15 protein-coding genes and 2 pseudogenes are annotated in these 19,491 nt (G+C 61.8%); 16 read left to right on the top strand and 1 reads right to left on the bottom strand.

Annotated features, from left to right (window positions below):
• Window positions 1-115 precede the first annotated feature (115 nt).
• The 6 genes and pseudogenes from AC1D1L_RS05650 to AC1D1L_RS05625 all read left to right on the top strand — a co-directional run bounded on the left by AC1D1L_RS05650 (window position 116) and on the right by AC1D1L_RS05625 (window position 6,239).
• Window positions 116-985, top strand: coding sequence for a shikimate dehydrogenase (locus AC1D1L_RS05650; RefSeq protein ID WP_477339771.1), 870 nt, complete (start codon window positions 116-118; stop codon window positions 983-985).
• Window positions 986-1,004: 19 nt separating this feature from the next.
• Window positions 1,005-1,991, top strand: coding sequence for a TRAP transporter substrate-binding protein DctP (gene dctP, locus AC1D1L_RS05645; protein WP_477339506.1), 987 nt, complete (start codon window positions 1,005-1,007; stop codon window positions 1,989-1,991).
• Window positions 1,992-2,067: 76 nt separating this feature from the next.
• Entirely contained in the window at window positions 2,068-2,586 is a 519-nt protein-coding gene (locus tag AC1D1L_RS05640) for a TRAP transporter small permease (RefSeq protein ID WP_477339504.1), read from the top strand.
• Window positions 2,583-3,884, top strand: coding sequence for a TRAP transporter large permease (locus AC1D1L_RS05635; RefSeq protein WP_477339502.1), 1,302 nt, complete (start codon window positions 2,583-2,585; stop codon window positions 3,882-3,884). Before AC1D1L_RS05640 ends, AC1D1L_RS05635 begins: the two co-directional genes overlap by 4 nt.
• 20 nt (window positions 3,885-3,904) lie before the next feature.
• A complete protein-coding gene (locus AC1D1L_RS05630) occupies window positions 3,905-4,360 on the top strand; it encodes a type II 3-dehydroquinate dehydratase (protein ID WP_477339500.1) in 456 nt (151 codons plus the stop codon).
• Window positions 4,357-6,239 (top strand): annotated as a pseudogene (locus AC1D1L_RS05625) (bifunctional sugar phosphate isomerase/epimerase/4-hydroxyphenylpyruvate dioxygenase family protein). The gene AC1D1L_RS05630 and the pseudogene AC1D1L_RS05625 overlap by 4 nt, the downstream one beginning before the upstream one ends.
• Before the next feature lie 633 nt (window positions 6,240-6,872).
• Here the strand turns inward: AC1D1L_RS05625 and AC1D1L_RS05620 are convergent.
• Window positions 6,873-7,790, bottom strand: a complete 918-nt coding sequence (locus AC1D1L_RS05620; RefSeq protein ID WP_477339498.1) for a LysR substrate-binding domain-containing protein — start codon at window positions 7,788-7,790, stop codon at window positions 6,873-6,875.
• Between the two features lie 123 nt (window positions 7,791-7,913).
• On the opposite strand from AC1D1L_RS05620, the gene AC1D1L_RS05615 reads away from it, so the two are divergent.
• The 10 genes and pseudogenes from AC1D1L_RS05615 to AC1D1L_RS05570 all read left to right on the top strand — a co-directional run bounded on the left by AC1D1L_RS05615 (window position 7,914) and on the right by AC1D1L_RS05570 (window position 19,381).
• Complete coding sequence (locus AC1D1L_RS05615) at window positions 7,914-8,954, top strand: aromatic ring-hydroxylating dioxygenase subunit alpha (protein ID WP_477339496.1); 1,041 nt, start codon at window positions 7,914-7,916, stop codon at window positions 8,952-8,954.
• Window positions 8,951-10,078, top strand: a complete 1,128-nt coding sequence (locus tag AC1D1L_RS05610; RefSeq protein WP_477339494.1) for a 2Fe-2S iron-sulfur cluster-binding protein — start codon at window positions 8,951-8,953, stop codon at window positions 10,076-10,078. The genes AC1D1L_RS05615 and AC1D1L_RS05610 overlap by 4 nt, the downstream gene beginning before the upstream one ends.
• A 47-nt stretch (window positions 10,079-10,125) precedes the next feature.
• The gene (locus AC1D1L_RS05605) at window positions 10,126-11,247 is read left to right on the top strand and encodes an aminotransferase class I/II-fold pyridoxal phosphate-dependent enzyme (protein ID WP_477339492.1); all 1,122 of its coding nucleotides are present in this window, start codon (window positions 10,126-10,128) and stop codon (window positions 11,245-11,247) included.
• On the top strand, window positions 11,244-12,770 hold the full coding sequence (locus tag AC1D1L_RS05600) for an FAD-binding oxidoreductase (RefSeq protein WP_477339491.1): 1,527 nt from the start codon (window positions 11,244-11,246) through the stop codon (window positions 12,768-12,770). Before AC1D1L_RS05605 ends, AC1D1L_RS05600 begins: the two co-directional genes overlap by 4 nt.
• Window positions 12,763-13,839 (top strand): annotated as a pseudogene (locus tag AC1D1L_RS05595) (DUF2817 domain-containing protein); the annotation flags it as partial. The gene AC1D1L_RS05600 and the pseudogene AC1D1L_RS05595, both read left to right, overlap by 8 nt.
• 165 nt (window positions 13,840-14,004) lie before the next feature.
• Window positions 14,005-14,808, top strand: coding sequence for an ABC transporter ATP-binding protein (locus tag AC1D1L_RS05590; protein ID WP_477339769.1), 804 nt, complete (start codon window positions 14,005-14,007; stop codon window positions 14,806-14,808).
• Between the two features lie 75 nt (window positions 14,809-14,883).
• Complete coding sequence (locus tag AC1D1L_RS05585; RefSeq protein ID WP_477339489.1) at window positions 14,884-15,681, top strand: transporter substrate-binding domain-containing protein; 798 nt, start codon at window positions 14,884-14,886, stop codon at window positions 15,679-15,681.
• 72 nt (window positions 15,682-15,753) lie between these two features.
• Complete coding sequence (locus AC1D1L_RS05580; protein ID WP_477339487.1) at window positions 15,754-16,461, top strand: ABC transporter permease; 708 nt, start codon at window positions 15,754-15,756, stop codon at window positions 16,459-16,461.
• 4 nt (window positions 16,462-16,465) lie between these two features.
• On the top strand, window positions 16,466-17,197 hold the full coding sequence (locus tag AC1D1L_RS05575; protein WP_477339767.1) for an ABC transporter permease: 732 nt from the start codon (window positions 16,466-16,468) through the stop codon (window positions 17,195-17,197).
• Between the two features lie 999 nt (window positions 17,198-18,196).
• Window positions 18,197-19,381, top strand: coding sequence for an ROK family protein (locus AC1D1L_RS05570; protein ID WP_477339485.1), 1,185 nt, complete (start codon window positions 18,197-18,199; stop codon window positions 19,379-19,381).
• The last annotated feature ends 110 nt before the right edge of the window (window positions 19,382-19,491 follow it).

Here is a 19,491-nt window from a genome sequence, read left to right as displayed (position 1 = left end):
GACGAAATTAACCGGCTGGTACAAAGTTGCCGCCAGTTCGATTTGGGAGGATCGTTTGGCCTTGCTCGCCGCCACCACTGCGGAAAAATGGGAGCCGTCTCCCAATTCGCGCCGCATATTGGTCGGTTTGCTCGGACGTGGAATTCAGCTTTCCCGGACGCCGGCAATGCACGAGGCGGAAGGTCGCGCCCAAGGGCTCTCCTGCGTTTATACGCTGCTCGATACCGAAGCGATGGGCGAAACTGCGCCTCCTTTGGCCGAACTCATCACCTTCGCCGGGCACTTCGGCTTCACCGGCTTCAACGTCACATTCCCCTACAAACAGGAAATCATCCCGCTGCTCGACGAGCTTTCCGAGGCGGCCGAGATTCTTGGCTCGGTCAACACTGTGGTGTTCCGGGGCGGCCAGCGCATTGGCCACAACACCGACAAGTGGGGGTTCAAGGAGAGTTTTCGCCACGGGCTGGCCGGAGAGAAGCGTCGGGAGGTGATGTTGCTGGGAGCTGGCGGCGCCGGCGCTGCGGTGGCCCACGCCTTGTTGGAAAGCGGCGTCGAGACGCTGCTGGTCACCGACTTACAGGCCGACAGGGCCGAAGCGCTGGCGTCCCGGCTCAGGTCGGCCGGCGGCACGCAAAAGGTGCAGGTCGTCTCAGACCTTGCCGCAGCCTCGGCTCGCGCAGACGGTATCGTCAACGCGACGCCGGTCGGGATGGCAAAGTTGCCCGGCATGCCGATCGCCGCCGATCTGTTGCGACCGCAGTGCTGGGTCGCCGACATCGTCTACCTGCCGCTCGAAACGGAACTGCTCAGGCAGGCACGGCAGCGGGGCTGCCGCACGCTTAGCGGCGAGGGGATGGCCGTGTTCCAGGCCGTGCGGGCTTTCGAACTTTTCACGGGGCTTGCGCCCGATGTTGAACGGATGAAGGCGGCGTTTGCCGCCTTCGGGAGAGTCCGTGACCCAGCCGACACAGGATCTGGACAATAGCCAATAGGGAGGAAAGACCATGACTTTCAATGCCACACGGCGGGAACTCCTGGTCGGGGCGGGCGTGCTTGCCACGACGGCAGCCTTTCCCGCACTCGCCCAGGACAAGCCGAAGCTGCGCTTCTCGGCCGTGTTCTCCGAACAGGACATACGCGCCGACATGATGAAAATGTTCGCCGACTCGATCAAGGACGACTTCGTCTTTGAGGGCTACTACGGCGGCAATCTGTTCAAGCAAGGCACCGAGCTCGTCGCCCTGCAGCGCGGCAATCTCGAGATGGGCAACATCGCACCGCAGGATATCTCCAAGCAGATCCCGGCATGGTCGATCGTCACCGCCGCCTATTTGTTCCGCGACGCTGCGCATCTGAAAGCCTTCTTCGCCGGCGATCTCGGCGCACAGATGAAGAAGATGACCGAGGACCAGCTTGGCGTGCGCGTGCTCGGGCCGACCTATTTCGGCGCCCGGCAGATCGGCCTCAAGCCGGACAAGAAGATCACCACCCCGGCCGACATGGCGGGCATCAAGCTGCGCATGCCGGGCGGCGACGCATGGCAGTTCCTCGGCACCGCGCTTGGGGCCAATCCCGTCGCGATGGCCTACGCCGAGGTCTACACCGGGCTGCAGACCGGCGCGATCGACGGCCAGGACAATCCGCTGCCGAACGTCGAGAACATGAAGTTCTACGAGGTCATGTCGCAGATCGTGCTGACCTCGCACCTGGTCGGCTTCGATCTGCTGACCGTGTCGAAGAAGGTGTGGGACGACATGGGCGCCGACAAGCAGGCGAAGTTCCAGGCCGCCGCTGACGCCGCCATCGAATTCAGCACGCAAAAGCACCTTGCGCGCGAGAAGGAGCTGGTCGAGCTGTTCAAGGGCAAGGGCCTCAAGCTCTACGAGCCCGACATCGCTGCGTTCCGCAAATACGCTCAGGAGAAATACCTGTCGTCGGACCTCGCCAAGGACTGGCCGGCCGGCATGGTCGACAAGATCAACGCGCTCTAAGCTGGAGGCGCGGCGGAGATAACTTCCGCCGCGCCTCCTCGTTCCAGAAATGGCTTTCACAGGCGGAGAAGCCCGCGTGACACCTTCGCTCCGAAACCTTGGCCGCTGGCTATACCGGCGCGCCGAGAACGTCCTCGCCGTCATGCTGGCGGCAATGTTCGCGGCCTTCCTGCTGCAGATCGTCTTTCGCTATCTGCTCGACATGCCGATCGGCTGGACCAATGAAATCAGCGTGATCCTGTGGATCTGGCTGGTGCTGTGGGGTGCGGCCTTCGTTGTTCGCGAGGAGGAGGAGATACGCTTCGACCTCTTCTACGCCTCGGCCCCACCGCGCGTTCGCCGCATCATGTTCCTCATCGCGGCCGCATCGCTGATCGCGCTCTACGCGATTTCGTTTCCTGCCGTGCTCGACTACGTGACGTTCATGAAGGTCGAAAAGACCGCCTATCTGAAGATCCGCTTCGACTGGCTGTTCTCGATCTACATCCTGTTCGTCGTGGCTGTCATTCTCCGCTACCTCTGGCTGTCCTGGCAGGTCGTGTTCGGCAAGACGCCAAAGGAGTTCGATCCTACCAAGGCGGGATCGGGTGTATGAATCTCGTCAGCCCATTCTCGATCTCGGTCGTCGCGATCACCGTGCTTGCCTTCCTCGGGCTGCCGATCGGGCACTCCATGATCGTCGGCTCGATCCTCTATCTGCTGCTGGCAGGGCTGGATATGGGGACGGCGGCCGAGCAGCTTCTGAACGGGATGTACAACAACTATATCATCCTCGCCGTGCCGCTGTTCATCCTGGCTGCGGAGCTAATGAACATCGGCTCGATGACAGAGCGCCTGCTGCGCTTCTGCGATGCTGTGGTCGGCCGGTTCCGGGGCGGCCTTGCCTACGTCAACGTCGTCCAGAGCATCATCTTTGCGGGCATGTCGGGATCGGCCATCGCCGATGCTGCCGGCACCGGCAAGATGATGCAGATGATGATGACCAAGGACGGCAAGTACACGCCGAGCTATGCCGCGGCGCTGACGGCCGTGACCGCGGTCATCGGACCGATCATCCCGCCGTCTATCCCTATGGTCATCTACGCGCTCGTGTCCGATGCCTCGATCGGCTATCTGTTCCTCGGCGGCGTCATACCCGGTCTGTTGATGGCTGCCGCGCAGATGGGAATCGTGGCCTACCAGGCGCGACGCAACAACTTTCCGGTCGAGGCGCCGACATCGCTGCGCGAACTGCCGGGCATTACCTGGCGTGCCTTCCCCTCGCTCATGATGCCGGTCGTGCTGCTCGGCGGCATCTACTCCGGCGTCACCACGCCGACCGAGGCGGCGGCGGTTGCTGCGGCCTATGCGCTGGTCATCTCCGTGGTGCTCTACCGCAGTGTCAGCTTCGCCGACTTCTATCGTTCCGTGCTGGCCAGCGCGCGCACCTCGGCCTCGATCGGCATGCTGATCGCCGGCGCCCTGGTCTCAAATTATGTGGTCACCGTCGAGAACATCCCGGACTCGATCAAGGTCATTCTCACAAACTGGGATCTTTCGCCCATCGGCTTCCTGATGCTTGTCAATATCCTGCTACTGCTGCTTGGCTGCGTGCTCGAAGGCACCACGATTCTTCTCGTGATCGTGCCCGTCCTCATCCCGACGGCGCGCTCGCTCGGCATCGACATGGTGCATTTCGGCGTGATGGTGGTGGTCAACATCATGCTCGGCCTGGTGACGCCACCATACGGTCTGCTGCTGTTCATCATGACGAGGATCGCCGAAGTGCCGCTGAAGGACATCGTCCGCGACGTGCTGCCGTTCCTGTGGGCGATGATCGCTTCGCTGGCTCTCATCACTTTTTTCCCGGAACTCGTGCTCTGGCTGCCCCGGCTGCTGGGGTACCAGGGCTGATCGAAGACAAAGGAGCGGTCATGGTGAAGCCAATCTATGTGATCAACGGCCCGAACCTGAATCGGCTCGGCAAACGCGAGCCGGAAATCTACGGCACGACGACGCTGCCCGAGATCGAGGCCTTCTGCCGCGATGCGGCCGGCGACACGCCTGTCCGTTTCCATCAGTCGAACAGCGAAGGCCAGATCATCGACTGGATCCACGAAGCGATCGACGAGGGAGCCGGAATCGTCATCAACCCGGCCGGTTTCTCCTTCACGTCGATTGCGATCCTCGACGCTCTAAAAATGTTTCCCGGCCCGATTGTCGAACTCCACATCTCGAACATTCACAGGCGCGAGGCCCACTATCACCATTCCTACGTGTCGAAGGTCGCGACGGCGGTCATCGCAGGGCTGGGCCCGCGCGGCTATCCTGTTGCGGTTCGCGCGATCGCAGACCTGCTTGCGGCGGCATCGAAGGTGCCAGGGCCTTGAGGACCTCCATCGCCACCGTGTCGATCAGCGGCGATTTACGCGAGAAGCTCGCAGCCATCGCTGCGGCCGGCTTCGACGGGGTGGAAATATTCGAGAATGACTTTCTTGCCTTCGACGGCAGCCCTGCTGAAGTCGGGCGGATGATCAGGGATCATGGCCTGGAGATCACACTGTTCCAGCCTTTCCGCGATTTCGAGGGAATGCCAGAACCGCAACGTTCGCGCGCCTTCGATCGGGCGGATCGCAAGTTCGATCTGATGGGCGAGCTGGGTACCGATCTCATGCTTGTTTGTTCCAACGTCTCGCCCGCCGCACTCGGCGGCATCGACCGTGCGGCCGACGATTTCCACGCGCTCGGTGAGTTGGCGGCGAAACGGGGCCTGCGCGTCGGCTACGAGGCGCTCGCCTGGGGGCGGCATATCAGCGACCATCGCGACGCCTGGGAGATCGTCAGGCGGGCGAACCATCCCAACATCGGACTGATCCTTGACTCCTTCCACACCTTGGCCCGACGGGTGGATGTGGAGACAATCCGCGCCATCCCCGGCGATCGCATTTTCATCGTTCAGCTTGCCGATGCACCGCTGATTGACATGGACCTGCTGTACTGGAGCCGCCATTTCCGCAACATGCCGGGCGAAGGTGACCTGCCGGTGGTCGACTTCATGCGAGCGGTTGCGGCAACCGGCTACGACGGGCCGTTGTCGCTCGAAATATTCAACGACCAGTTTCGCGGTGGATCGCCCAGGTCCATCGCGGTCGATGGCCACAGGTCGCTTGTCTACCTGATGGACCAGGTTGCACACGCCGAGCCGGACATCGCGATCGACGTGCCGGCTTTGCCGGAACGTATCGCGGTCAGCGGCATCGAGTTCGTCGAGTTCGCTGCAAACGAGACCGAGGCTGAAGAGTTGGTGCTGCTGCTGCGTGCCATGGGTTTCTCGCTGGTCGGCCGCCACAAGCACAAGGACGTGGTGCTGCTTCGCCAGGGCGCCATCAACATTGTCGTAAACACCGAAAAGGAAGGGCTGGCGCACTCCTCATACCTCGTTCACGGCGCCTCTGCCTATGCGTTCGGCCTGAAGGTCGACGATGCGGCCGCAACCGTGGCCCGCGCTCGCGCATTGGCCGCGGAGCCCTTTGAACAGCGCCATGGTCCTGATGAGTTGGCGATACCGGCAATACGTGGGGTTGGCGGCGGGGTGATCTACTTCATCGACGGCAAGAGCGAGTTGGCAAAACCTGGGAGATCGAATTCGATCAGGTCACCGACGCCGGCGACGATGCCGGGCTGACGGCAATCGACCACCTCGCTCAATCAATGAACTATGAAGAGATGCTGACCTGGCTGCTTTTTTACACATCGATCTTCAGGACGGCAAAATTGCCCATGGTGGATGTCATCGATCCGGCCGGCGTCGTGCGCAGCCAGGTCGTGGAGAGCGATGATGGCGGGCTTCGGCTTACTTTGAACGGTGCGGAGAACCGCAGGACGCTTGCCGGCCGTTTTATCGCTGAGAGCTTTGGCTCGGGCGTGCAGCATCTGGCCTTCTCCTGCCGCGATATCTTCCAGACCGCTGACCGCCTGACCGAGCTCGGCTTCAATGCGTTGGAGATTTCCCCGAACTATTACGACGATCTCGAGGCACGCCTCGGGCTCGAACCAGAATTCGCCAGCCGGTTGCGAGACCGAAACATCCTCTTCGATCGCGATGAGGGCGGTGACTATTTCCAGCTCTATAGCCAGTCCTACGGCGAAGGTTTCTTCTTCGAGATCGTCGAGCGTCGCGGCTATCGCGGCTACGGGGCAGCCAATGCTTCGTTCCGCATCGCCGCCCAGAATCGAACACTGCGGCCAAAAGGCATGCCAAGGGTCTGACCGTTCGACGTGACCGAAAGGCGAAATGTCCACTCTGGGCGCAAGCTAACTTGGCTCCGCCTTCGCTACTGGTGCAAACGTGCCGCCTCGCCTGTGCGCTCGGATGTCTGCTTTTGGGATGCGGCTAGGTCTGCTCAACGACCGACAGGAGGCGCATTGCTGCCATTCGGTAGAAGATAAATGCGGTCAGCGAATGGCTGCATCAGCTTCTTGAATCAATTTGGGCGAACCGCGCCGCAACCCATTGACAAATAACGATTGTGTTAGTCGCTGAGGGTCAGCGCTTTCTACACAAAATCAATATGTTAGCGAATGGTTCGCCAAGCCGTTTCCTTCGTATTCTCTCGTATGGTCTGGCGAACCTAAGGACGATGAACGCGACTAACTGCAGGCTTCAAGATATCGCCGATGTAGCCGCATGTCGTCAGGAACTCCCTGACCGAAATTAGGCCGAGAGCCGCCCGACAGCTAGCGGTGAAAGAAGCGCGGAAAGCAGACCTTGATCGAGATTTCTGGGGCAAACTGAAGCAGTCCATAGGACCGCACACCGCCAGTGCCATTCGCGTATAGCGTTATCCGGACGTTCGAACATCGTTTTCGGACCCCGATATTCGTCTCCAGATCAGTGTTCGACTATCCTGCTAACGTAGCGCCCAGTCGCTTGGAAATCGTAACAATCCAGGCTCGCAACTCAGGACCAAAAGGCTTCTCCAGAATGGCCCGATCCCAAGCCAAAAAATAAGGTTCAGGCAGCCTGATCCGCTTGTCGAATGGGGCGACTAGCCTACCCGACGCGATATCGTCGGCAGCCATCGACAGCTGCGCCAGCACAAAGCCCCTTCCGTTGGTCGCCGCATCGATCGCCGCGCTCGACAGGGAAAAGGCCACTTCGCCAGATGTTCTGCGGTGCACCGCGCCGATGCTTGCGGCCCATTCCGCCCATGTCGGTGGCGAGCGGTGGTCGCGAGCCCACTCGATGCTGAGAAGCGGCAGATCGAGAATATCGGCGGGCTTGCTGACAGGATGTTTCGCCAGCAGCGTCGGCGAGCAGGCCGGCACCACCCAATCGGTGAACAGTTCGGTGTAGTGCTCGAAGTCACGATATTTGGTGCCGTATGAAATACGGAAGTCGACTTGTTCGGCGCCCAGCCGGGGCTCTGTCTCGGCGCCCACCAGCCGCACAGTCGCGCCGGGGTGGTCGATCTGCCAATCCAGGAGCTGCGGGCCGATCCATTTGCTGGCCAGCGACGGCAGGCAGGAGATGGTCAAAGTGTCCGCGGCTCGGGCTCGTTCGATGAGATCCTGGGCCTCGCGAATGTGTTCGAAACCGACGGAAACCGCTGCGTAGTAAACCCGGCCCAGCGCCGTAAGCGCGACAGTTCTTCCGCGCCGCTCCAAAAGCCTCGCGTCCAGGGCGTCCTCGGCCTTGCGGATCTGCTGACTGACCGCGCCGACGGAGACGCCGAGCTCGTTGGCCGCCGCCGTCACGCTCCCACGCCTGCCGAAAGCCTCGAAGGCCTGTATCGCACGTAGCGGAGGCGTCTTGTTCACCTGGGCAACGATCCTGGGGTCATCTTGATTTAGTTTTTCTAAAATAGAACGCAGATGCAAGCCCTATGTCGTCCCGAGCCCGCGAGATATTCGTTTAGACATTCGCAAGCTCGGGAGGACGCCATGTTTCTTCGAAACTGCTGGTACGTTGCCGCATGGGACCATGAGGTCGCCGACAGGCTGGTGCCGATACGGATTCTCGGCGAGGATGTGGTCCTTTTTCGCCGGACCGATGGCGTGGTAGCAGCGCTCGAGGATGCATGTCCGCACCGCAAGTTGCCGCTGTCCATGGGCCGCATCAAAGGTGACACTGTCGAATGCGGCTATCATGGGCTGACCTTCGACAGCACGGGGACCTGCACAAGGGTGCCGGGCGCGGAAAAGATACCGCATGTCGCCTGCGTCCGTTCGTATCCGATCGCCGAGCGTTATGGCCTGCTCTGGATCTGGATGGGCGAGGCGGCAAAGGCCGACCCCGCACTGATTTTCGCTGTCGACCACTGGGGCGATCCGGCATGGGGAGTCAATCGCGGCGAGTCCATGGTCCTCGATTGCAACTACCTCTACATGACCGACAACCTGCTTGACCCTTCGCATGTGTCGTGGGTCCACCAGTCCTCCTTCGGTGGCGTTCAGGCGATGGAGGACGCGCCGCTCGAAACCACCGTGGGCGCGAACGGCGTGACCGTGTGGCGCTGGGTGGTCGATGCCGCGCCGGCGCCCTTCTATGCGCCTTTCCTCAAATTCTCCGGCAATTGCGACCGCAAGCAGCACTACGAGGTGCGCTACCCCTCCAACGCCATCATCAAGGCGATCTTCGTGCCGGCCCGCACCGGCGGCGAGGGCAAGCCGCTCCACGAGGACGTGTTCCTCATGGACAGCTATAACTTCATGACGCCGGTCGATGAGAACCAGACGAAATATTACTGGTTCCAGATGCGCAATTTCGCCCCGGACGACTTGGAGGTTTCGCGTCAGTTCGCCACTTCCGTGCGCGGCGCCTTTGACGAAGACCGCACCGTGCTCAATGCTGTGCACAAAGGCATGGCCAACAAGCGCACCCCCAATCTCGATCTCAAGATCGATGTCGGACCGCTGCGCTTTCGCCGCAACCTGGCCAAGCTGATCGCCAGCGAGAGCCAGCAATTGGCGGCTGCCGAATGAATGCATTCACCGCTCGCGACACCATAGCAAGAAGCGGGTTTCGCGACCTGAAAGTGGTCGCGAAGGTGCGCGAAAGCGCCATCATCACTTCGTTCCATGTCGAGCCGGTCAATCCACAGGACTGGCGCGACTTCCAGCCGGGCCAGTTCCTGGTGTTCCGGATTCCAGTATCGCGGGAGGCAGCCGGCGAAAGCGAATATGTGCTGCGCAACTACACCGTCTCCTGTTCCCCCGACAGCACTCGCTATCGGATCAGCGTGAAGCGTGAAGCAGCACCCGCGCTGGGGCTGCCCGACGGGGTAAGCTCGTGCTTCCTGCATGACCGAATCGAGGTCGGCGATGTGCTTCAGGCGGAAGGGCCGCGCGGCGATTTCGTGCTTGACAAGGGCAGCAACCGTCCAGTCGTGCTGCTCAGCGGCGGCGTCGGGCTGACGCCGATGGTGTCGATGCTGCATGCGCTGGCTTCGATGCCGGATCGCCGAGCCGTCTTCATCCACGCTTGCGAGAACGGCGACGTGCACGCGTTGCGCGACGAGGTGACCGGGCTGGTCACGACCCGGCCCGGCCTGACTGCGCACTACTGCTACCGGTTCCCGTCCGAGCGCGACAAAGCCGAGCAGCGCTTTCACAGCGAAGGCATGATTTCGCGCGACGTGCTGCAGGGCCTGCTGCCCATCGATGACTATGACTTCTACCTCTGTGGCCCACCGCCGTTCATGCAGGCGATCTACGCCATGCTGCGCGAGCTTGGCGTGCCGAAGCATCGCATTGCCTACGAATTCTTCGGCCCGGCGACGGTGCTTGAGCCCGATGCCATGCGAATTCCAGCAGTTCCGGCGCAGCCGGCAAGGATAGAGCCGGCCGGGGAGGCAACAACCGTGGAATTTCGGAAGTCGGGCCTGACGGCTGTCTGGGATGGCTCAGCCGCATCTTTGCTCGACTTCGCCGAGAACCAGGGTCTGTTGCCGGAGTTCAGCTGTCGGGCCGGCATCTGCGGCACATGCAAGTCGCGACTGATCTCGGGCGACGTCACCTATTTCGAAGAACCGCTGGACGAGCTTGGGGCAGGTGAAGTGTTGCTGTGCTGCTCCAAGCCGCGCGGATCAGTCGTCCTGGATATTTGACAATATCGTCATACCGCGCGTGGGCGCGGGGAAACGGAAGTCGGGTTTTGGAACAGTCGGTCAAACCAGCATCGAGCCTGCCGCTCAATCCGCATATCGCCGCCTTGCCGCCCTACAATGCCGGCATGAACATCGCGATGGCGCGGGCGCTGAGTGGCCGCCACGATATCGCCCGGCTGGCCAGCAACGAGAACCCGGATGGATGCTCTCCTGCCGTCATGGCCGCATTGGCCTCCTCATCCTTCGAGCCATGGCGCTATGCCGATCCGGCCTGCACGGCGTTGCGGGCGGCACTTGGCGAAAAACTGACGGTCGATCCCAGCCTGATCGTTGCCGGCAATGGTTCCGAGGAGATGATCGCCGCCATCTCGCGCGCCGTCCTGGTGCCGGGCGCCTCGGTCGTCACGACGGTGCCGAGCTTCGGACTGCATGAGATAGAGCCGCTGGCTGCCGGTGCTGATGTCGTCAAAATTGCGATGACACCCGAAATGGGGTTCGATCTTGCCGCGCTCGAAACGGCGATCGCCGCCGGCCCACGGATCGTTTTCATATCTTCGCCGTGGAACCCGGTTGGGCCGGGCCTCGACCATCCCAGCCTGCGACGGCTGATCGGAGCCGTGCGGCCCGGCACGCTTCTTGTCCTGGATGAGGCCTATTTCGAATTCGCCGATCCCGGCGCACCCGACGGCATCGAGGTCCTGCGCGATAGTGGCATCGACCATGTGGTGCTGCGGACATTTTCGAAGGCCTATGGCCTGGCGGGACTGCGCGTTGGCTATGCCGTCTGTTCCGGCCTCGAACTGGCCAGAGTGATCGCGGCCGCCAAGACGCCGTTCAACGTCAATGCGGCGGCACAGACGGCCGCCATCGCGGCACTCGCCGATGAAAGCTGGATGAAGGCGTCAGCGGGCCGCGTCATGGCCGAGCGCGCGCGCACGGCCGCCGCACTTGCCGGCCTCGGCTTCGGGGTTGCAGAGTCGCAAACAAACTTTCTGTTCTTCGACTGCAAGGGCGACAGCTCTAGCCTTGCCGCCGGTCTCCTGAAGCAGGGGATCATCGTCAAAGCGTGGCGCGAAGCCGGCTACGAGCAGTATCTGCGCGCCACAATCGGCTTGCAGGCTGACAACGATCGGCTGATCACGGCGCTTCAGGGATTGGCGGGGCGATGAGCGGCCGCGCGTCTCCCAGGCAAACGAACTGGATCGAGCAAGAGGTGCCGTTGCCGGTTGTCGACGCGATCCGCGATGTCGTTGGCGCCCCGAATGTCCGCACAGGTGATGATGCCGGAGCGATCGACCTTGGTTCGAACGGCACGGATCGCGGCACCGGCATCGTCGTTGCGCCTTCATCTACGGATGAGGTCGCGGCTGTGGTGCGCATTTGCCGCCAGAACGAGATTCCCATCGTGCCGCAAGGCGGAAACACCGGACTGGTCGGCGGCAGCGTTTCGCGGCCGGGCGAGATCGTTCTTTCCCTGCTACGCATGAATCGCATCGAGCGGCTCGATCCGCTCGAACGCGTGGCCGTGGTAGGCGCCGGCGTCACCCTCGAGGCTTTGCAGGCCGCCGCGCTCGAACACCGGCTGGAACCGGGCATCGACCTTGCCGCGCGCGGCTCGGCGACGATCGGCGGCATGGTGTCCACCAATGCCGGGGGCGTGATGGCCTTTCGCCACGGCGTCATGCGCCACCGCGTGCTGGGCCTGGAGGCCGTACTGGCGGACGGATCGGTCTATTCAGATCTGACCCGGGTGGTGAAGAATTCCGCCGGCTACGATCTGAAGCATCTCTTCATCGGCGCCGAGGGCACGCTTGGCATCGTGACCCGCGTGGTCGTCAAGCTCGACCCTTCGCCACGAGCCGCCGCCACCGCGCTTTTCGGGCTGCCGTCTGTCGAAGCGGCTCTGCAAACCATTCGCCTGGCGCTTGAATCGGATGCCGGGCATCTGCGCGCGGCGGAGGCGATGTGGACCTCGTATTTCAGCCTGGCCGCCGCCGCGCATGAATGGTCCGAACCCGGCGTGCCGCTTGACCAGTCGCTGTTCCTGTTGCTGTCGCTTGGCGGCGCGCGCGAAGAGGCGCTGCACGAGGATTTCGAGCGGATCTATTCGGAAGTGATGGAGCGCTATCCCGAAGCCACCGGCATCATCGCCGGTTCGCGGCGGCAAGAGGACGACCTGTGGCGGTTGCGCGAGGACACCGGCGTGCTCTATCGCGCCCATCCCAATGCGCCTTCCTTCGACGTGTCGGTGCCTCTGTCGGAAATTCCGGCCTATCTCGACAGAATCCTACCCGGGCTCGCCGCGATCGAACCGGGTCTGGCGCCCTATGTCTTCGGGCACCTGGCCGATGGGAATCTGCATATCGTCCTCAACCGTCGAGGGCCGCTGGCGCCTGACGTGGCGGAGGCTGTCGAGGGCGTCCTGTATCAACAACTGCGGGAGATCGGCGGTTCCTTTTCCGCCGAGCACGGTGTTGGGTCCAAGCGCATCCATTCGCTGCTGGCGACGGCTGACCCGACGAAGCTCGCCATGATGGAGCGGGTGAAACTTGCGCTGGACGATCAGTCGATCATGAACCCCGACAAGGTGCTTGCCTCCGACGCCTGGTTCGTCCGGTCTTCAAATCAGCTCCTTTCCGGTAGCGAGCGCCGATTGCCACCTCAGAACGCGAGCGATCACAACGATGAATAGCCCTATGGTGGAACGACAGGGAATGAACGGATTGACCGCAACGGCCAGCGGTCCAGTGGGATCAACCATGCGCCATGACGAACCAGCACCAGCCTATGCCCGCGATTTCGCCACCCTTCGCAAGGGATTTCGCGACGCCGCTGAGCGGGCGGGCGCGGAACTGTTTGAATATGTTCATCCGCTGAACGGCCCGGATGGCGAGACGCTGGCGACTGATGTGGCGCTGCTTGGCCACCGCGATGCACGCAAGCTCATCGTGCTCATCTCCGGCACGCATGGTGTCGAGGGTCCGTTCGGCTCGACCTGCCAGACCGCCTGGCTCGGCCAGAAGAACCTGCGGCGCCTGCCCGGCGACACCGCGATCCTTGCCATTCACCTTATCAATCCCTGGGGCACGGCATGGTCGCGGCGCGTCAACGAGGACAATGTCGACCTCAACCGCAACTTCATCGACTGGTCTTCGAACACCCCGGTCAACAATGGCTATGCGGGCCTGCACGACGCCGTGGCCTATCGAGAATGGGAAGGGCCGGACCGGGTCGCGGCCGACGAGAAGCTCGCGGCCGCGCGCAAGAGGCTTGGGCATGCCGGGCTGGCGGCGATCGTCGAGGCCGGCCAGTATGAGTTCGCCGACGGCATGTTCTATGGCGGTGGTGGCCCGGTCTGGTCGAACCGCACGTTGAACGAAATCCTGAAGACCTTTGCCGGCGCGGCACGCCAGGTCATCGTCTTCGACCTGCATACCGGTGCCGGGCCTTATGGTTACCCGGCTCTGCTTTCGGTTGCGAGCTCGGAGCATGCCGGCCTTGCCTGGGGCAAATCCATCTTCGGGCCGGCGCTGGTGACAGTGCTAACCGGCCCGGGCGCCAAGACCGGCACCGGCATCGCGGCGACGGCGACAGGCTACGTCTCCGACGCCGTCCGCAAGGCAATGCCGAGCGCGCGCGTGCTGCCGCTTGTCGTCGAATGCGGAACGCTGGACGGGCCTGCCGTGATGGAGGCGGTGCAGGCAGACAACTGGCTGCACCTTTTCGGCAAGATCGAATCGTCTCTGGGCAAGCGGATCCAGGGCACGCTGCGCGCTGCCTTCCTTCCGGATGACCCGGACTGGCAACGCACCTGCCTGTCCAGCAGCCTGCGCTATTTTGACCGTGCGCTCGCGGATTTACACACTGTCGAGGTAACCCAGGACGCGGCCATCGGCGGCGAACAGACGCGGCCGACCGTTTCCGTCGTGGTGGCGGATCCGGCGCCGGTTGACGAGGCGAAGATCGCCACCCCTGCCGTGCAGATCGACGAGCTTCACAAGAGATTCGGCACGCTTCTGGTGTTGAAGGGCGTCAACCTCACCGCCCATGCCGGCGAAGTCATTTCCATGATCGGCTCGTCGGGCTCGGGCAAGAGCACGTTTCTGCGCTGCATCAATCTTCTGGAGCAGCCGGATGGCGGCAAGGTCGCCATCGACGGTGAGGTCATCAAGATGAAGCCGCTGTCGAACGGCCGTCTTGGGCCAGCCGATATGGCGCAGGTCGAACGCATCCGTGCCCGCGTCGGCATGGTTTTCCAGAACTTCAATCTGTGGCCGCACATGACGGTGGTGGAGAACATTGTCGAGGCGCCCCGGCATGTGTTGAAGGAACCTCGCGACAAGGCCATCGACCATGCGCACGCCCTGTTGAAGAAGGTCGGGCTCTCCGACAAGCACGCCCACTATCCGGGCCAGTTGTCAGGCGGCCAACAGCAACGTGCAGCGATCGCCCGCACGCTGGCGATGCGTCCCAAAGTCATCCTCTTCGACGAACCGACATCGGCGCTCGATCCCGAACTGGTCGGCGAGGTGCTGCGGGTGATCCGTCAACTGGCGGAGGAAGGCAACACCATGATCCTCGTGACGCACGAGATGCAGTTCGCGCGCGAGGTCTCCCACAAGGTTCTGTTTCTCCACCAGGGAAAAGTGGAGGAAGAGGGTGCGCCAGCGGAGCTGTTCGGCAGCCCGCGCTCGGAGCGTCTGCGCCAATTCCTGGCACGGACACTGTGAGGGAAGCCGCGTCCTCGAAACGTTCGGTTCGCACCGGACATCAACAATGAAGACCAACAACAAGGGGAACTGACTATGAGACTGAAAATCTTGACGCTGCTCGCATTTCTTATGGGGGGCATGGCAAGCGCCGCTGCCGCCGAAGGTGAACTGTCCATCGGCACGGAGGGTGCCTATCCTCCATGGAGCATGTCCGACGCCAATGGCAACGTCACCGGTTTCGACGCCGATGTCGGCGCGTTGCTGTGCACCAAACTCGCAGTGACGTGCCATTTCGTCGTGCAGGCCTTCGACGGGCTCATCCCGGCGCTGAAGGCCAAGCGCTTCGATGTCATTATCTCCGGCATGTCGATCACCGCTGATCGCAAGAAGGAGATCAACTTCAGCGTCGGATACGCCGAACTGGCCAACATGTTCGTTGCCGCAAAGGGCTCGGATCTTGCGGCAATCACCGACGTCGACACGCTGCTGAAATCGCTCGATGGCAAGAAGGTCGGCGTGCAGGCCGGCACGACCCATGCGCATTTTCTTGAGAAGCGGGCGCCCAACGCCGACCTGAAGACGTACGACACGCTCGACCAAATGCAGATCGACCTTGCCAGCGGCCGCATCGACACTGCTTTCGCGGATCAATCCGCATTGCAGGACTTCCTCGACAAACCGGATGGCAAAAACTTCCAGCTGGTCGGCGTCAAGATTCAGAGCACCTTCGATCCCACGCTTGGCGAAGGAATTGGCGTTGGCATCGGCCAGGAGAACACCGAGCTCAAGGCCAAGATCGACAAGGCACTTTGCGAGTTGATCGCTGACGGTTCGATCGGCAAGGCTAGCCAGAAATGGTTCAAATCGGACATTTCCCGGCCCTGCAAATAAACGCCTTGGAAACTTCGCATGCGCCCGGACCGCCGGGTGCATGCACTGGCACGACAGATTAGGGCAACGCAGATGGAATTCGGTCTCTGGCAGGTTTGGGATGCGGGTTGGGTGACCGCCATCCTGCGTGGCGCGTCGATAACGATCCTTGTGGGCCTCGTCAGCATGGCGGCAGGGCTGGTGATCGGCATTGTATGCGGCCTGATCAAATGGGCTCGGATATTTCCGCTCTCTCTGCTCGTTGATGCCTATACCTCGCTGGTGCGCGGAGTGCCCGAACTGCTGATCATCTACCTCCTGTTTTTCAGTTCGGTTGAATTCGTGACCAAGGTCGTGACCGCTTTCGGCTATGCCGGTGTCGCGGAGAGCGGCTATGCGTTCGTCATCGCCGTCATCGCCATCGGCGCGATCTCCGGCGCCTATTCGACCGAGGTCGTGCGCGGAGCCTTGGGGGCAATCCCCGAAGGGCATATCGAGGCCGCTCGTGCGCTCGGGCTATCGGGCGGGCGGATCTTTCGCCGCATCATCGCGCCGCAGATGCTGCGCATCGCGGTTCCCGGTATCAACAATGTCTGGCAGACCACGATCAAGGACACGGCCCTGGTCTCGGTGGTCGGCCTTCAGGAGCTGATGCGCATTTCATTCATTGGCGCCAATTCCACCCGCCACCCGTTCATCTTCTACCTGATCGCGGCTGTGGTTTATCTAGCCATTACGCTCGTCAGCCAGGCCGGGTTCGACGGCATCGAACGCCTCCTCCGAGTGAGGACGAGAAAGTAGTATGATGGATCTCATCCAGCTAGCGGTTCCCGTCCTGCTCAAGGGCCTGTGGGTGACGGCGGCACTGACGTTGGTTTCGGTGCTGATCGGCTTCAATCTGGGCCTCGGCCTGGCGCTGATGCGGCTGTCATCGAACCGCTTCCTGTCCGGCTTCGCCAAATATTATTCCAATGTCTTTCGCGGCACGCCACTGCTGGTGCAGATTTTCCTGTTCTATTATGGGCTTGGCCAGCTTTCCCTGATCAAGGATAACGCGGCTTTGTGGTGGGTAATTAGCGACGGCGCGCGGTGCGCCGTCCTGGCGCTTGCGTTGAACACGGCTGCCTACACGTCCGAAATACTGCGCGGCGGATTGATGTCGGTTCCGGTTGGTCTCGTCGAAGCGGCCCAGGCGTGCGGCATGTCGCGCATGCTGCGGTTCCGGCGCATCGAGTTTCCGCTCGCCATCCGCCAGGCGCTGCCGGCCTATGGCAATGAGCTCATCCTCGTCGTCAAAGGGACCAGCCTTGCTTCGACGATCACGGTGCTCGAAATAACCGGTTATGCCAAACGGCTCATGAGCCAGACCTTCGCCATCTTCGAGATCTTTGCTATTGCCGGTGTGCTCTATCTGGTGATCAATCTGGTGTTGATTGCAGTCATCCGGTCGATAGAGCGTTTTCTCATGCGCCACGAGACATCCTCTGGCCGACATTTGACCGCGCCGCAACCAAATCAGTCTACCATGATTTCGTGACGCCCTTACTCAGATAGGTGATCTGAAAACCGGCTGTCCGCTCTAGCACAACTTCGAACTGAACTTCGCTGTTGGCGACGTCCGCTTCCAGCCGGCGGCTACAGGTCCTGGATGGCCGAGATGAGGCGCAAAGCTGCCGTCCGCCAGAAATGGAGATCTGTGTCCAGTCAAAACCCCCCTATTCGCACGTCGTTGCCGCCGATCACCGCACTCATCACTCGGAGATCTTTCAGAGTAAGAGCATCTGCACTACGTGTTGCTGGTGCTAACAAGCAGGAGAATTTAGCTCCCGGATGAGGATGAGCGTTTGCCCTTACGCTGCACCGCTTCCGGGAAACGATCAAATGTACGAATAACTAACAACCAGCTCTCGATAGGCCCACTTTTGCGGCGAATTCGGGTTAACCCGCTGAAATCTAAGAATTTTGGTGGGCCCGGAGGGTCAGCGTTTTCTACACAAAATCAATATGTTAGAGGATTTCGCCAAACCGCTTCCTTCGTATTCTCTCGTATGGTCGGGCGAACCAAAGGACCAAGAAGACGACTAGTTTCGATGGGAGCGGTCCTCAGTTCTATCCACAAAGAAGGTCAATCAATGCATTCTGACCATAACGCTACGAGCGCGGCCGCATTGGGGCCGTTAACGGCCTGGCAGCTTTCAGGATGACTGGCAAGAAAGCCGACCGTTGCGTCCAGCGTTGTGCGGACCGCTTTGCGCCAAAAGCGGTCATTGATGATAGTTCCGCGCTAAAGGCGGACGAGCTCGTAACCGATTGAAGCAACCGGTGGCAGTCATTTGCACGAGTAAGCGCAGTGACTCCGGAGGGCTTGGGCGCCCGCCACGGATCGCCGTTATCATCGAACGGGCTACCGCGGTAGCTTTCACTGCGGAGCGACAACTGACGTTCGGCGTCATCAGAAAAAGGCGGACTCTGGCACGGTTCTGGTCTATGCCGACGCTCGTTGCCGGTCCGCCGGCCTTTTGCAACTGGTCCATGAATGAAGCGCCAGCCCACGACGTCGAGCCTGTTACGCCGACTCAATCGTTCGGCCGTGGTGGATTTGATCCGCACCGAAGGAGTGGCATCACCTTCGAGCCTCGCCGGGCGGCTGAACATCAGTCTGCCGACGGTGATGCGGGTGATCGAGGATCTGATTGCCGAGGATTTGGTGGCGTATGACGGGTTTGACGAGTCCAATGTTCGGGGCCGTCCCCGGGCACGCATCAAGTTCCGCGGCGCGGCGCATGCGATCATCGGCATCGAAGCCGGCAAGGGCGAGTTCTATGGCGCCGTGGCCAATCTCGAGGGCGTCGTGCAGACCGAAATGCACGAGACCGCCGACGATGATGGCGAGCGCAATTTCGAGAAGCTGGTCGGCCTGATCCGCCGGCTGATGGCGGCCCCCCGCCCGCGCGGCCAGACCATTCGCGGCATCGGCATTGGCCTGCCCTCGATCGTCAGGCAGCCGGAGGGCGAAGTGGTGCTGACGCTCGGGCTCGGCTGGCGCGACATGCCGTTGAAGGCGCGGCTCAGCGAGCATTTTCAGATGCCCATCGTCGTCGAAAACGGGCGCAACCTCGCCGCCGTGGGCGAATGGGGATTCGGAGCCGGGCGTGGCGCCGACAGCGTCGTGAGCCTCTCGATCGGGCCCGGCGCCGGCGCGGGCGTCGTGATCGACGGCAAGCTCTATGGCGGGCACTCGCATGCGGCGGGCGAACTCGGCTGGTATCTCGACGACCCCCTCCTCACCGGGCGGCCGTTCGAACATCTTGGCGACAAGCAATCGCTGCGCTTTTTCGGCATCCCCGAACAAGCGACCAAGATGCTCCAAGAGGCCAACACCCAGTATGCGGCGGGAAAGCTCACCCTGGCCGCCGTCACCGACCGGCAGGCGGACAAAATCGCGCCTGTTGTCACCGAGTTGCTCGACTATGCGACGATGGCGGTGGCCAGTGTTGCTGCCTTCATGAATCCCGAAATCATCATACTGGCGGGCCGGATCGTCGGCGGCGGTGATCTGGTGCTCGATGTGCTGCGGCATCGCCTTAAGGGCAATGTGTACGACCCGCCGCGCCTCGTGATAGGCGCGCTGGGTCACCGCGATATCGTCCTGGGCGCGGTGCGTCTGGTGCTCGATGCGACGACCCTCAATCCTGCCGACAGCCTCGTGATGGCCGACTGAAGATCAATCGATCGCAATTGACAGCAACTGTCGGTAGGCATTAAGTTTCTAACTGAAAGAAAAACTGCGCCCTGCGTCGTGTGGGAGCGTATCTTTCGTGGGAGGACTTC

The organism is Mesorhizobium sp. P2_D6 (assembly GCF_056404315.1).
Note: the sequence above shows the minus strand (reverse complement) of the source record. Positions and strands in the feature narration are given on the sequence as shown.